Genomic DNA, 13,620 nt, shown 5'->3' with positions numbered 1-13,620 from the left:
GCGCACTCCAGAGCAGGAAGAGAGTTCTCCATCCGAATAGTACTATACTTTTCGGACTATGGCCTTTGGGTAACGAGTCGAACGAAATCGAGATCGAAATCGCCCGAACGGAATTCGGCGTTGCCGAGAATCGTGTCGCGCAGGAATTCGGCGCAGGTGGTGAGGCCGGGGCCGGTCAGCGTCAGTTCCTCGAGCGCGCGCCGCATCCGGTCGATGGCCGCCTCGCGGTCACCGGCCCACACGATCACCTTCGCCAGCAGGGCGTCGTAGTACGGCGAGATCGACATGCCCTCCTCGAGATGGCTGTCGACCCGCACCCACGGGCCGCCCGGCGGCCGGAACCGCTCCACCCGACCGGTCGACGGGGCGAAATCGCGCCGCGGGTCCTCGGCGTTGATCCGGCATTCGATCGAGTGACCGCGCAACACGACATCGGATTGCCGCAGCGACAGCGGCTCGCCCTGGGCGACGCGCAACTGCTCGGCCACCAGATCCACCCCCGTGACCAGTTCGGTCACCGGATGCTCGACCTGCAGGCGGGCGTTCATCTCCATGAACCAGAACCCGCCGTCGGGATCGAGCAGGAACTCCATCGTCCCCGCACCCTGGTAGCCGACCGAACGCGCGCCCGCCACCGCGGCCGCGCCGATCGCGGCCCGCGTCGCCTCGTCCAGCGCGGGCGACGGCGATTCCTCGATCAACTTCTGATGCCTGCGCTGCACGGTGCAGTCGCGCTCGCCGAGATGGATCACATTGCCGTGCCGGTCGGCCAGGATCTGCACCTCGATATGGCGCGCGCCCTCGAGGTAGCGCTCCACGTACAGGCCGCTGTCGCCGAAGGCGAGTCCGGCCTCGGCCTGGGTGCGGCGGTAGGCGTCGGCGAGTTCGTCGGGGTAGCGCACCACCCGCATGCCGCGCCCGCCGCCACCCGCGATGGCCTTCAGGATCACCGGGTAGCCGATCTCGCCCGCGATCCGCTCGGCCTCCTCCGCGTCGCGCAGCGCCGCCGTGGTGCCGGGCAGCAGCGGCAGGCCCGCGTCGGTCATGAGCGCGCGGGTCACCGCCTTGTCGGCGAGACTCGCCATCACCTCCGAGGACGGCCCGACGAAGATCAGGCCCTCGTCGGCGCACACCGAGGCGAAATCCGGACTCTCGGAAAGGAATCCGTAGCCGGGGTGCACGGCGTCGGCGTCGCTGCGCAGCGCCGCGCCGATAACGTTCGGGATGTTCAGATAGCTGCGTCCCGGTTCCGGCGGCCCGATGCACACCGCGTCGTCGGCGGCGCGCACCGGCAGCGAATCGGCGTCGGCGGTCGAATACACCACGACACTTCGCAATCCGAGTTCGCGGCAGGCCCGCACCACCCGCAGTGCGATCTCGCCGCGATTGGCGATCAGGACGGTCTTGATCGGACCCGCCGCGGCCGCGCCGCTCACGACGCGATCTCCATCGGCGCGTGCTCGACCGGTTCGAAGACGATCAGGCGCTGCCCGAATTCGACCACGTCGCCGTCGGCGGGCAGTACCTCGATGACCCGGCCCGCCGCGGGTGCGGTGATCTGGTTCATCAGTTTCATGGCCTCGACGATCGCGACGACCTCGCCCTGCTCGACATATTGACCCGGCGTGACGAACGGCTCGGCGCCCGGTTCGACGGCCCGGTAGAAATGCCCGACCAGCGGCGAATCGACGGTGAAGGCGTCGGTCTGCTCGGCCTCGCTCGGCGGCGCGGCGAGCGCGATCCGCTCGTGGCCCGCGACGCCCGCGCTCTCGGCGGTGTCGGGCCATTCGATCTCGACGGTGCAGTCGCCCGCGCGCACCGCGATCCTGCGCGGCTGCCGGTCCAGGCCCGCGACCAGCGACCGCGCCTCGCGCATCAGGTGGGTGAGTGAACCGTCGTCGCCGTGGTGGTCGGCGGTGGTCGGGCGGAAGGCGTTCACGATTGTGCTCCGATCATCGAGGGCGATCCGATTCCGAATCGGCGGAATTTGCGGTAGCGCGCGGCGACCAGGTCGGGCGTCGCGGACAGTTCGGCCAACGCGCCCGCCACCGCGGCGCGCAGATTGGCGGCCGCGGTGACGACGTCGTCGGAGGCGGTCTCCGGTTCGGGCACGACGCCGTCGACGACGCCGAGCCGCAGCAGTTCCGGCGCGGTGATCCGCATGGCATGGGCGGCCTGTGCCGCCGCCCCGCGATCGCCCCACAGGATGGCCGCGCAGCCCTCGGGACTGATCACCGAGTAGTAGGAGTTCTCGAACATCAGCACCCGGTCGGCGACCCCGAGGGCCAGCGCGCCGCCGCTGCCGCCCTCGCCGGTGACGACCGCGACGATCGGCACCGGCAGTCTGCTCGACTCCATGATCGCCTGGGCGATGGCGCCCGCCTGCCCGCGTTCCTCGGCGCCGAGGCCGGGATAGGCGCCGGGGGTGTCGATCAGTGTCACGATCGGCATGCCGAATTTCGCCGCGTGCCGCATCAGCCGCAGCGCCTTGCGGTAACCCTCGGGTTCGGGCATGCCGAAGTTGCGGGCGATGGATTCCTTGGTGTCGCTGCCTTTTTCGTGGCCGATCAGCATCACCGGGCGACCCGCGATGATCGCGGGTCCGCCAACGAGCGCGGCGCTGTCGCCGAAGAGGCGGTCGCCGCGCAGTTCGAAGAACGAGTCGAAGGCGACGGCCGCGAAGCCGAGGGTGGTCGGGCGCGCGCGGTCGCGGGCGATCTTGATCACGGCCTCGGGCGGGCGGGCGGTGAGTTGGTCCGGGTCGGTGCGGATCACGGGTGCGGCGTCGTAGCCCGCCGGTGCGTGCACGGCGTGCGCGGTGAGTACCTTCGCCAGGTAGGAGCGCAATTGCGGGCGCGGCACCACCGCGTCCAACATGCCGCGTTCCAGCAGGAATTCGGCGGTCTGGAAGCCGGGCGGCAGATCGGCGTTGATGGTCTGGCGGATCACGTTCGGGCCCGCGAAACCGATCAGCGCGCCCGGCTCGGCCACCAGGATGTCGCCGAGCATCGCGAACGAGGCGGTGACGCCGCCGAAGGTCGGGTCGGTGAGCAGGCAGAGCACGAGCAGACCTTCCTCGTGCATGCGCGCGATGGCCTGACTCGTCTTGGCCATCTGCATGAGCGAGATGCCGCCCTCCTGCATCCGCGCGCCGCCCGAAGCGCAGCTCAGGAGCAGCGGAAGGCGTTCGGCCACCGCGAATTCCGCGGCGCGGGTGACCACTTCGCCGACCGCGCTGCCCATCGAGCCGCCCATGAAGCCGAACTCCATGGCCGCCACCGCGATTCGGTGCCCCGCCAGCGTTCCCGAGCCGAAGACGGCGGCATCGTGCGCGCCGGTCTTGCGGCGCGCTTCGTCGAGGCGCTGCCGGTAGGTCTTGCGGTCGCGGAACTCGAGGATGTCCTCGGTCTCGATATCCTCGTGATCACCCGACTCCCAGGAGTTCTCGTCGAGCAGAATGGCCAGCCGTCGCGCGGCGGTGATCCGCAGATGGTGCCCGCAGCCCGCGCATACCCGCAGGTTGCGTTCCAAGCGGCGCTTGTACTGGTATTCCGAACAGGATGGGCATTTCACCCATGTCGTCTCCTGGTCGGTGTGGCGTCTGCTGACGCCTTCGAGTAATTCGGTCATCCGAGTTCTCCCTTCAGGAAGGTGTTTCCACCGCGGCACGTTCGACCGCGAATCCGCCGAGTTCGCCTGCTCCGAGTTCGGTGGCGACGAAGCGGTGCAGCGCGGCCGCCACGCGGGCCGGTGCGCTCGCGTGCACCGCGTGACCAGCGCCCGGCACGAACACGTGGTGTCCGTCGGCGAGCGCGGACAGCGCGCGCCGCACGTGGTCGTCGGTCATGAGGCCACCGGCCTCCTGATCCCCCTGCACGAGCAGCACCGGGCAGCGCAGCCGCGCCAGCATCGCGTCGGGATCCTGTTCGCGCTGGTTGCGGCCTTCCACCCAGCGCTGTTTCAACTCCGGGTCGGCCAGTCGCAGCGAGACCGCGAGCGACCGCATGGCGTGCGTCGGATTCGCGTAGGCGGCCATCGCCGCCCGCTGATCCTGCCCCAGGTGGTACAGCGCCGAGTCCACGATGACGACGGCGCGCACCGCGTCGGGCCGCGCGCCCGCGACCATGGCCGAGATCCACCCGCCCATCGAATGTCCGAACAGCACAACGGGTTCGCCGACCACCTCGTCGAGGAACTGTTCGACATCGGAGGCGAAATCGGCGAGTGCGTAGCCGCCGGATACCCAGTCGGACCTGCCGTGCCCGCGCAGGTCGGGCGCGAAGATGTTCCAGCCGGGGCCGAGGCCGCGCACCAGCGGTCGGAACGTCTGCCACCGCGCGCCCAACCCGTGCAGCATGCACACCGCGGGACCGTCGCCGGTGCCGAGGCGGGCGTATTCCAAGGTGGTCGTCCCGGTGCGGAAGCGTTCCGTCGCGGTCACCGTCGATCGCCCCACACCAGGGTCATGCCCGCGTACTTCCACTTACTGGTCTCGATGGCGAGCAGCATGACGATGTCGCCCTCGCGCAGCCGCCCCTCGAGCGCGGCCTCGTCCAGCGCCAGCGGCACCGCCGCCGACCCGGTCGCGCCGACCCGCGCGATGTTCTCGTACACCTTGTCGCGCAGCGCGAGCCATTCGTCGGTGAGCAGCCCGGCCGCCTCGAGTTCGCTCGTCATATAGCCCGCGTTGCCCTCCGGCACCACCCACAGGGCGACGTCCTCGGCGGTGATGTCACCGGCGCGCAACAGTTCCCGCAGCGAACGGGTGATCATGTGCGGGATGAACTTGCCCGACTCGACCACGTCGACGTCGAGTTTCACCAGCCGTTTCGCCGCGGCCTGCACGTGCAGCGGCGCGTGCGTGGCGCCGCCGATCACCTGCATACCTGGCTTCTTCGCACCGCCCATGGTGAGGATCGATGAGCCGAGCACACCGGCCCGCGCGTCGGGGCCCGCCTCCTCGGCGCGCAGCATCAGCGCACCCGCGCCGTCGCCGAAGGTGTAGGCCACCAGGCGATCCCGCATCCTGACCCGCTCCGGATCCATGCCTCGGTAGAGCGGGACCAGCAGCGGGGAGATGGCCTCGGCGCCGACGACCAGCGCGGTGCGGAAGGTCCCGCGTTCCAGATAGCCGCGCGCGATATCGGCGGCCTCGACGAAACCGGCACAGCCGGAGCGGATCTCGAGGGTGGCGCATTCGGGGATGCCGAGATGCTGCTGGACGAAGGTGACGGCGGGCGGCAGCTGGTATTCCGGGCTCGCCGTCGACATCACGATCAGGTCGATGTCGCCGGGGCTCGCTCCGGCCTGCGCTATCGCCGCCGCCGCGGCCTTGGCGGCCATCTCGGAGTTGGTGATCAGATGATCGCCGGTCTTCGGGTCGATCATCCAATGGCGCTGCTGAACCTGGATGCCCTCGAGGATGTCCTCGGGCACCGGGCCGACCAGCGCCTCGATCTGCTTGTTGTCGATGGGGTCGCCGTGCAGGTAGCTGCCGGTTCCCACGACCCGAACCGACATGGTTGTGGTGTTCATGCGGTGCTGTCCTTCGTTCGGTCTGTGGTTCCAGGGTTCGATCAGTGCGGCGCGAGCACGACGCTGAAATGCGTTCCGCCGAGCGAGGAGCTGTTCACCAGCACCGCACCGCCGCGCGGGCGGTCGGCGTGGAACGCGGCCATGGCCGACGCGAGCAGGCCGCCGACGCCGATCTGCTCGCCGATCGCGCGCTTCGGGCAGATCCGGCGCGGGCCGCCGTCACCGAAGACCCGGCGCAGGGCCAGTCGCTCGGGTCCGTCGACCGCGCGCCAGCCGACCTCGTTGGTCCAGACCTGCTCGATATCGGAGACCGAGAGCCCGGCGCTGTCGATGGCCGAACGCACCGCCCGCTCCACACCGGCGCCGCGCGGATCGGTGCGGCCCGCGCCGAGCGCGTCGGAGGCCGCCGCGTGCCCGAGCACCTCCGCGTACACGGTGGCGCCGCGGCGCAGCGCGTTGTCGCGGCTCTCCAGCACCACGGTGGCGGCGCCCTCGGCGAGGGTGAACGAATCGTCGGGGCCCATCGGGATGCCGAGGCGGCGGTAGGCCAGCGCGACCAGCGGGGTGAGCGTGTCGGCCGCGGTGGCCAGGATCGCGGTCGCACGCCCCACCGAGACCAGGTCGTAGCCATAGCACAGCGCGTTGGCCCCGGCGGCGTGGCCCGCGGTGACCGTCGAGGTCGGGCCGAGCGCACCGAGCAGGGTCGCGACGCTGCCCGCCGCCGCGTTGTAGACGGTGTTCGGGAACACCGCGGGATTGGCGGCGGCCGCCCCCTCATCGCGCAACGGCCGCACGAACTGCTCCATGGCCTGCATCGGGCCGATGCCGGTGCCGAACACCACGCCGACCCGGTCGGGATCGTCGGTGATCAGGTCGCCGCCCGCCGCACGCAGCGCCTCGCTCGCCGCGAAGGTGGACAGCAGCCCGAGCCGGTCCATGCGCCTCGCCTCGCGACGGGTCAGGTGCCCGGACGGGTCGGTGTCGACGCGGCCGAGTCGCATACCGTCCTCGAGCCGGGCGCAGTCGCGGGATTCGTCGAGCGCGCGCAACGCCGCCTCGACGCCGACGCCCGCCGCTCCGACCGCGCCCGCCCCGGTCAGCACCACACGGGTGCGCGTCGGCGCGAGCCGCGTCACACCGCGAGGGCGGCGCCCGAAGGTGACGCTGGCATTCGCGCCCGCGAACGCGAAGTTGTTCGAGATCGCATGGCTCGGCGTGGCGACGCGCGGCTCCACCGCGACATGATCGAGGCGGCATTCCGCGTCGGGCACAACGAGATTCGCGGTCGGCGGCAGCACGCCGTTGCGCAGCGCGCCCACGGTGATGATGGCCTCGACCGCGCCCGCCGCGCCGAGCAGATGCCCGATCATGGACTTGGAACTGCTCACCGGCACCGTATCCGCGGCGTCGCCGAGCGCGAGCCGGGTGGCCGCGGCCTCCGCGCTGTCGTTGCGCGGCGTTCCGGTCCCGTGGCTGTTGATGTAGCCGATATCGTCCTCGCCGAGATCCGACCACGCCATGGCGGCGCGGATCGCGCGAGCCGCGCCGGTGCCGTCCGGGCGCGGCGCGGTCGGGTGGTAGCCGTCGGCGGACAGGCCGTATCCGATGATCTCGCACAGCGGTTCGATATCGGCGGCGGCCACCAGGTCGGCGCGCGCCAACACCAGCATCCCGCTGCCCTCGCCGAGGGACAGGCCGGTCCGCTTGTCCTGATACGGGGCGGCGGGTGTCGGGGAGAGCGAACCGAGGGAGTTGAATCCGGCGTAGGCCACATCCGAGAGCGCGTCGGTGCCGCCCGCGAGGACGATGTCGGCGCGCCCGAAGGCGATCAGGTCGGCGGCGTAGCCGATGGCGTTGGCGCCCGCCGCGCACGCGGTGTTCACCGAGAGCACCGGTCCGCGACAGGCGAATTCGGCGGCCAGCGATTCCGCGATGGCCTGCGGCGGGCCGTAGGCGGCGAGTTCGGCGGGGCCGTCGCCGTCGCCGTCGCCCAGCCACGCCATGGTGCTGAGCAGGCCCGCGTTACAGGTGCCGAGCACGATGGCCCGGCGCTCCGGGGCGACCCCGGAGATCAGGGTATGCGCGGCGTCCATCGCCTCGTGCGCTGCCGCAAAGGCGAAATCGAAAGCGCGGTCGCGGAATCCGCCGACCCGCGCGGCGATCGGCGAGGCGGGCACCGGGGCGAGCACCTCGCCGCCGATCTCGGTCAGGTACTCCCGCATCGGCAAGTGTTCCACCGGTCGAATCGCGACGTGACCGGTGCTGACGCCGTCCCACAGCGCCTTGGCGTTGTCACCCTGCGAAGTCACCGCACCGACGCCGACCACGACGACGGTGCGCAGCGGGATCGGCTGTCTTGCTGCTTGTTCCTGCACTGGTTGCTCCTGCTGTGTCTATGGCCGCGCCTTCGGCGCGGCGGGGTTCGCGGCCCCTTTTGTCTCGCGTCCGAGCGATCGATACTCGCGCCTGCGGCGCATTGTCTCGATCGCTCGGACGCGAGACGGCCGCGAACCCGTCGGCGTTCAGATGCGTTTGAGTGCGAGGGCGGCGGACTGGCCGGATAGGCCGCGGCCGATCGCCACGCTGTAGTCGGATGTCAGGTCGCGTGCCGAGCCGGGCACCCAGTCCAGGTCGCAGTCGGCGGCGACGATGTCGAGGTTCAGGGTCGGTGGCACCGCGCCCTCGCGTAATGCCGCCGCGGCCAGTGCGACGTTCAAAGCACCGGTGGCGGAGAGCAATTGGCCGACCGCGGGTTGCACGCTGCTTGCCATGACGGAGTCCGCGCCCGCGCCCAGTCCGGCCCGCAGGCCGCGCGCTTCCGCGGCATCGGCGCGCGCCACCGCCGACCCGTCGGCGGCCACGTACCCGATGTCGCCGCCCGCGACGGCGGCCTCGCGCAGTGCCGAGCGCACCGCATTGCCCAGACCCGTTCCGTCGCCCCAGAATTCGCCGGGCGTCACCGGATTCCAGCCGCCGCCGAATCCGACGATCTCCGCGTAGGGCCGGACACCGCGTCGGGTCGCGCTCGAGTAACTCTCCAGCAGCACCATGCATGCCCCCTCGCCGAGCACGGTTCCCGAGGAATCGCGATCGTAGGGACGCACCGCCTCGGCGTCGGTGCGGTCGGTGAGCAGGCCGAGCCGGTCCATCTTGGACATGCCCCACCAGGAGACCGCGTCGTCGAAGGCGCCCGCCACCGCGATCTCGGTGTCGCCGCGGGCGATGGCGCGGTAGGCGTTGCCGATGGCGCTGACGCCCGCGTCCGCCGAACCCGACCCGAAGGCGCTCGGCCCGGCGAAGCCGTATTCGTCGGACAGGAAGAACATCTCGGCCGACGGCAGTCCCTCCACGAAGAACAGCGGATACATGTCCGCGGCCGCCTTGCCGAGCCGCGCCATGTCGATCGACCCGTCCTCCTCCCGCGCGTCGACGGTGGCGTCGAGCACGTGCGACGGGTCGGCGATCTGGTTCTCGCTGGCCAGGAACACCCCGACCCTGTCGTTGTCCGCGTACGCCGGATCGATGCCCGCCTCGTCGGCGGCGTGCCGCACCGCGACGTGGGCCAACTGGTTCGCCCGCGTCATCAGACGCAGCGACTTGCGGCTGCGCACCGCGGGTTTGGCGTCGAATTCGAGGATCTCGGCGCCGAGGCTGGTGCGCAGCGACGCGGGATCGTAGTGCTGAATGCGGCGCACCGCGCTGTGCCCGGCCAGCAATGCCTTCCAGGTCTCCCGGAAGCCGACCCCGAGCGGTGACACGACGCCGATACCGCTGATGACCACGCGATTCATGAGTTCTCCTCGGGTGCGTCGGAATTGGACATGGTGACCTCGCGGGCGAGTACGACCACGGTGTCGCCGCGACTGATCCGCCCGGTCACGCGGGCGCCCGTGGTGTCGTGATCGCGCAGGTCGACCTCGACCCTGAGCTGATCGCCGGGACGCACGTAGTGGCGGAACTGCACCCGCCGCACGCCGGCGAGTTGCCACTGCCCGCCCGCGGTGGCGGCGAGCAGGCTGTCGGCGAGATTCGAGATGCCGTGCAGCAGTAGAATTCCCGGCAGCACGGGGAAGCGCGGGAAGTGCGTGTCGAAGACGGTGAGCGTATTCGGCACATTGGCCACGGCGACCGCGCGCTTGCCGACGTGCAGTTCGACCAGGCGATCCAGACACAACCCGCCCGCCAGCGCGAGCTGATCGGTGGGCACTCGCAGGCCGGTGGCCGCGCCCCAGCGCGGCGCGGACAGAATGCTGTCGACGCTCACGGCGCCTCCAGGACCAGCGAGGCGTTGGTGCCGCCGAAGGCGAACGAGTTCACCACGGCCGTCGAAACCTCGCTCGCACGTGCGTGATTGGGCACGTAGTCGAGGTCGAGCTTCGGGTCGGGGTGTTCGAGGTTGATCGTCGGCGTCACCAGGCCGTCCCGGAATCCGTAGAGCGCGCCGAGCACGTTGAGCGCACCCGCGCCCGCGGTGAGATGGCCCGTCATGGACTTCGGCGAGGTCACCAGCAATTCGTAGGCGTGCGCCCCGAACACCTTCTTGATGGCGGCGGTCTCGGAGATGTCGTTGCCCGGTGTGCTCGTCCCGTGCGCGTAGACGCAGTCGACGGCGTCCGGCTCCACGCCCGCGTCGGCGATGGCATTGGCCATGGCGGTGATCGAGCCGCCGCCGTCGGGCGGGGAATCGGTGATCCGGTACGCGTTCATCGTCGACGCGTAACCGGAGACCCGGCCCAGTATCCGCGCGCCCCTCACCTCGGCGATGCGGCGGTCCTCGAGCACCATGAGCACCGAGCCCTCACCGAGCACGAACCCGTCGCGCTCGGCGTCGAAGGGCCGCGACGCCCTGGTCGGGTCGTCGTTGTACCGGGTGGTGAGCGCGCCGAGCAGCGCGAATCCGGACACGTCGAGCCAGGTGGTCAGGGAGTCCTGGCCGCCCGCGACGGCCATCGTGATCTCGCCCGCCTGGATGCGGCGCATCGCCTCGCCGATCGCGTGGGTGGCCGAGGCGCAGGCGGTGCTGATCCCGCTGATCGGACCGCGACATCCGGCCACCTCGGCGATCGCGGCCAGGTCGACGCCCTGGTCGCAGCGCAGCGTGCTCTCGGGATCGCGGCGGTGGATCTCGGCGCCCGCGCTGCGCCTGCGCACCAGCCCGATCTGCGCCAATTCCTCCGGTTCCGGCCTGCCGACGTGCCCGCCGACGAAAACCCCTCGGTTGCCCGGCTCGTGGTGCGCGGCGAACCCGCCCGCGTCCGCGACCGCCTCGGCCGCCGCGACCACGCCGAATCGCCCTGCCCGCGTGAGCAATTCCCACCGGCTCAGGTCCATCGCCGCGGGCGCGTCCGGGAGGTCGCGCACCTGACCCGCGATGCGGACCGAGAACGACCCCGGATCGAAGGTCGAGATCCGCCCGATCCCGCTGATGCCCGCGGCCAGCGCGGACCAGGTGTCGGGCGCGGTGTTCCCGACCGGTGTCACCGCGCCGATGCCGGTGACGACGACGTCGCGCTGAGCGCGCCGACCATGACCGCCGTTCATGCTCGTTCCCCGCTTCGCAGTAGTTCTTCGCGCCCGCGCACCGAATCGGCGTCCTCGAGGATGTCGGCGTCGATGAGCGCGCACATGAGGTCCTCCACGTCGAGCACCACCCGGTCGGCGACCCGCAACCGCCCCGACACCACGATCGTGTCGCCGGTGGAGCGGATCTCGGCCGTCGCGTGGATCTCGTCACCCGGACGCACCTTCGCCCGCGTGATGACCGAACCGACCGAGAGCAGTACCGCGCGCCGGGTGCGCTCGGTACTCAGGTAGACCAGCCACGCCGCGCTCTGCGCGAGCACCTCCAGCTGGATGGCCATCGGCATGTACGGCCCGAGATCATCGGTGGACCAATAGGTTTCGCTGGAGCTGGTGTGCTTGACCGCCTCGATGCCGTGCCATCGCTCGACGGAGTGGATGCGGTCGACCAGATGGAATCGCATGACCGCCGCCTCAGGCCGTCGCGCCGACGTGCTGTTCGACCATGTTCGCCAGATTGCGCACGGTGAACAGGTTCATCACGTCCTCGGCGGCGAGATTGCCGCTGAGCTCGGCCCTGTCGATCTGCGGCATGACCTTCTCGAGCTGTTCGAGACCGATATCGGAGACGAGGCCGTCCTCGGTGCCGAACTGCTCGTCGGGGATGCCGCCCTGGATGCGTTCGCTGAGCTCGGTCGTGGTGATCTTCACGCCGAGCCTGCGTTCGATGCGGAACAGGATGTCGAGCAGGTCGATCGACTCGGCGCCGACCTCGTCGAACAGGGTGGCGTCGGCGCCGACCTCATCGATGTCGAGGGCGACCGCTTCGGCGACGATCTCGCGGACGGCGTCGATGACACTGGTTTCGGACATGGCTGTACTCCTCGGGTGTGAACTGCGCTGTCTGGTGAATCTCGGCGCTGTAGTCGCGCCGCGCCACGCCGCACGACATCGTGTGGGGTGGAGGCGATCTCGGGTGCGGTGCTTCGCGCGACGGGTGACGGTGGCTGCGCCGTCGACGTGCGCGAGGATGGCGAGATCGTGAATTCCGTGCCGGGGGAATGGCGCCGGAGAACGGCGGGCCCCTGGAACAACGGCGACGGACACGGCATCGTGTACGGCCGCCGACAGTCGATTTCGGTCCGCGATGACTCGGAAATCGGTTGCGCCCCCGCGTCTTTACGGGTGGCGGTTGACGCCTGCGAGCCGCGCTGGGCGGTGGGTCGAGGCGAGTTGCGCTCGGCTGTGGTCCAGGCGAGCTGCGCTCGGTGGCGGGCGCCGGGAGCTGGGCTCAGCGGCGAGACTTCTTGAGCGGCTTTCCCAAAAGCAGGGTCACCCCGCCCGCTCCGTCGATCGGCAGCAGCGCGCCGGTCATGTGCGGGGTGTCGGGGGCGGCGAGGAAGGCGACCACCTCGGCGACTTCGTCGGCGGTGGTCGCGCTCGGCACCGGGAGCTGGCCGATGACGCCGTCGCCGTTGCCGCCGCTGAGCACGTCGGCGATCATCTCGGTTTCGACGAAACCGGGGAGGACCGCGTTCACCTTGATGCCGAAGCGGGCGAATTCGACCGCCGAGGCCTTGGTGAAGGAGTTGATCGCCGCCTTGGAGGCGGCGTAGTTGGCGCAGCCGAGCCAGGCGCGCTGCCCCATGACCGACGAGACGTTCACGATGGCCGCGCTGTCCTGTTGCGCCAGTACGGAACTCGCCGCCTTGGTGCAGTTGAAGACACCGCCGAAGTTGACCCGCATGACGTCGAGCCAGTCGTCGTGTTCCATCTGCATGATCAGGCGGTTGCGGGTGATCCCGGAGTTGTTGACCAGGATGTCGAGGCGCCCGGCGGCCTCGACGGTCTCCCGCACGACCCGCTCGGCGTCCTCGGGGAGCGAGACATCGCCCTGGACCGCGATCGCCGTGCCGCCGTTGTGCTCGATTTCGGCGACGACCTCCTTGGCGGCCTGCTCGCCGCGGTAGTAGTTGACCGCGACGAAGACCCCGTCCGAGGCGAGTCGACGGCAGATGGCCTGCCCGATCCCACCGGATCCGCCGGTTACCAGTGCGGTACGCGTAGATGACATGAATTCTCCCCGTGGCACTGCTGGTCGGAGGTGCGGGGACCGTTCGGTTCGAACGATCGCTTCCACACTTTCCGAAAACGATGATCCAAGCCGCAGATAGGTGACGCAACCGGGGTTAAACGTGACCCAGGCCACATGTCGCAAGTGAGACGCTCGGGTCCGTTTCGTTCGGAGTGGCCTCGGGGGCATTTGTCGGATGTGTCCGAATTGCCTGGCAGCGGGCTATTTTTCGGGCGTCCGGCGCGGGCCGCGCGGGGGTGGTGCGCGGAATAATCGGACACAATGTCCAACAGTTTTTCGCGCCAATATTTCTTCTATTTTCCGGGACGAAAAGTGATCAGCATCACTCCGATTTTCCGCGTTCAGGTCGGCGCGGGCCGGAATGTGTACGGTACACATGCCCGTTCGGGTGGAAATCACGTCGCGGTTGACTTATTTCCGCGACCATTGAATTGCGGCGTCCGGCCGCGCATAATCGCACCGGGGGCACG

The 13,620-nt window shown here is 70.0% G+C and carries 12 protein-coding genes; all 12 read right to left on the bottom strand.

Annotated elements, in window-relative coordinates:
• Positions 1-56 precede the first annotated feature (56 nt).
• The 12 genes from accC to IT779_RS04110 all read right to left on the bottom strand — a co-directional run bounded on the left by accC (position 57) and on the right by IT779_RS04110 (position 13,129).
• Positions 57-1,436: an acetyl-CoA carboxylase biotin carboxylase subunit gene (gene accC, locus IT779_RS04165; RefSeq protein WP_196147851.1), complete on the bottom strand. Its 1,380-nt coding sequence runs from the start codon at positions 1,434-1,436 to the stop codon at positions 57-59.
• Positions 1,433-1,939 carry an acetyl-CoA carboxylase biotin carboxyl carrier protein gene (locus IT779_RS04160; protein ID WP_198428191.1) on the bottom strand — a complete coding sequence of 169 codons (507 nt, stop codon included), beginning with the start codon at positions 1,937-1,939 and terminating at the stop codon, positions 1,433-1,435. Before IT779_RS04160 ends, accC begins: the two co-directional genes overlap by 4 nt.
• Positions 1,936-3,630 (bottom strand): acetyl-CoA carboxylase, carboxyltransferase subunit beta, encoded by a 1,695-nt coding sequence (gene accD, locus IT779_RS04155; protein ID WP_196147850.1) that lies wholly within the window; start codon positions 3,628-3,630, stop codon positions 1,936-1,938. Before accD ends, IT779_RS04160 begins: the two co-directional genes overlap by 4 nt.
• Before the next feature lie 13 nt (positions 3,631-3,643).
• Positions 3,644-4,441, bottom strand: a complete 798-nt coding sequence (locus tag IT779_RS04150) for an alpha/beta fold hydrolase (RefSeq protein WP_196147849.1) — start codon at positions 4,439-4,441, stop codon at positions 3,644-3,646.
• Positions 4,438-5,535, bottom strand: a complete 1,098-nt coding sequence (locus IT779_RS04145; protein WP_196147848.1) for a 3-oxoacyl-ACP synthase III family protein — start codon at positions 5,533-5,535, stop codon at positions 4,438-4,440. Before IT779_RS04145 ends, IT779_RS04150 begins: the two co-directional genes overlap by 4 nt.
• A 41-nt stretch (positions 5,536-5,576) precedes the next feature.
• Complete coding sequence (locus tag IT779_RS04140) at positions 5,577-7,910, bottom strand: beta-ketoacyl-[acyl-carrier-protein] synthase family protein (RefSeq protein ID WP_196147847.1); 2,334 nt, start codon at positions 7,908-7,910, stop codon at positions 5,577-5,579.
• Positions 7,911-8,057: 147 nt separating this feature from the next.
• A complete protein-coding gene (locus tag IT779_RS04135; RefSeq protein ID WP_196147846.1) occupies positions 8,058-9,326 on the bottom strand; it encodes a beta-ketoacyl-[acyl-carrier-protein] synthase family protein in 1,269 nt (422 codons plus the stop codon).
• The gene (locus IT779_RS04130) at positions 9,323-9,799 is read right to left on the bottom strand and encodes a 3-hydroxyacyl-ACP dehydratase FabZ family protein (protein ID WP_198428190.1); all 477 of its coding nucleotides are present in this window, start codon (positions 9,797-9,799) and stop codon (positions 9,323-9,325) included. Before IT779_RS04130 ends, IT779_RS04135 begins: the two co-directional genes overlap by 4 nt.
• Positions 9,796-11,076: a beta-ketoacyl-[acyl-carrier-protein] synthase family protein gene (locus IT779_RS04125; RefSeq protein WP_196147845.1), complete on the bottom strand. Its 1,281-nt coding sequence runs from the start codon at positions 11,074-11,076 to the stop codon at positions 9,796-9,798. Before IT779_RS04125 ends, IT779_RS04130 begins: the two co-directional genes overlap by 4 nt.
• A complete protein-coding gene (locus tag IT779_RS04120) occupies positions 11,073-11,519 on the bottom strand; it encodes a hotdog family protein (RefSeq protein ID WP_196147844.1) in 447 nt (148 codons plus the stop codon). The genes IT779_RS04125 and IT779_RS04120 overlap by 4 nt, the downstream gene beginning before the upstream one ends.
• A gap of 10 nt (positions 11,520-11,529) precedes the next feature.
• Entirely contained in the window at positions 11,530-11,928 is a 399-nt protein-coding gene (locus IT779_RS04115; RefSeq protein ID WP_196147843.1) for an acyl carrier protein, read from the bottom strand.
• Positions 11,929-12,346: 418 nt separating this feature from the next.
• Complete coding sequence (locus tag IT779_RS04110; protein ID WP_196147842.1) at positions 12,347-13,129, bottom strand: 3-oxoacyl-ACP reductase family protein; 783 nt, start codon at positions 13,127-13,129, stop codon at positions 12,347-12,349.
• Between the last annotated feature and the right edge of the window lie 491 nt (positions 13,130-13,620).

This window comes from Nocardia bovistercoris, assembly GCF_015674855.1.
In the GTDB taxonomy this organism is placed as follows: Bacteria; Actinomycetota; Actinomycetes; order Mycobacteriales; family Mycobacteriaceae; genus Nocardia; species Nocardia bovistercoris.
This window is presented reverse-complemented; position numbering and strand designations above follow the sequence as displayed.

Bases quoted from the DNA above. Each gene is read 5' to 3' on its own strand.
- IT779_RS04135 (WP_196147846.1), bottom strand. From the start codon at position 9,326: ATGAATCGCGTGGTCATCAGCGGTATCGGCGTCGTGTCACCGCTCGGG.
- IT779_RS04115 (WP_196147843.1), bottom strand. From the start codon at position 11,928: ATGTCCGAAACCAGTGTCATCGACGCCGTCCGCGAGATCGTCGCCGAA.
- IT779_RS04110 (WP_196147842.1), bottom strand. From the start codon at position 13,129: ATGTCATCTACGCGTACCGCACTGGTAACCGGCGGATCCGGTGGGATC.
- IT779_RS04145 (WP_196147848.1), bottom strand. From the start codon at position 5,535: ATGAACACCACAACCATGTCGGTTCGGGTCGTGGGAACCGGCAGCTAC.
- IT779_RS04125 (WP_196147845.1), bottom strand. From the start codon at position 11,076: ATGAACGGCGGTCATGGTCGGCGCGCTCAGCGCGACGTCGTCGTCACC.
- accD (WP_196147850.1), bottom strand. From the start codon at position 3,630: ATGACCGAATTACTCGAAGGCGTCAGCAGACGCCACACCGACCAGGAG.
- IT779_RS04120 (WP_196147844.1), bottom strand. From the start codon at position 11,519: ATGCGATTCCATCTGGTCGACCGCATCCACTCCGTCGAGCGATGGCAC.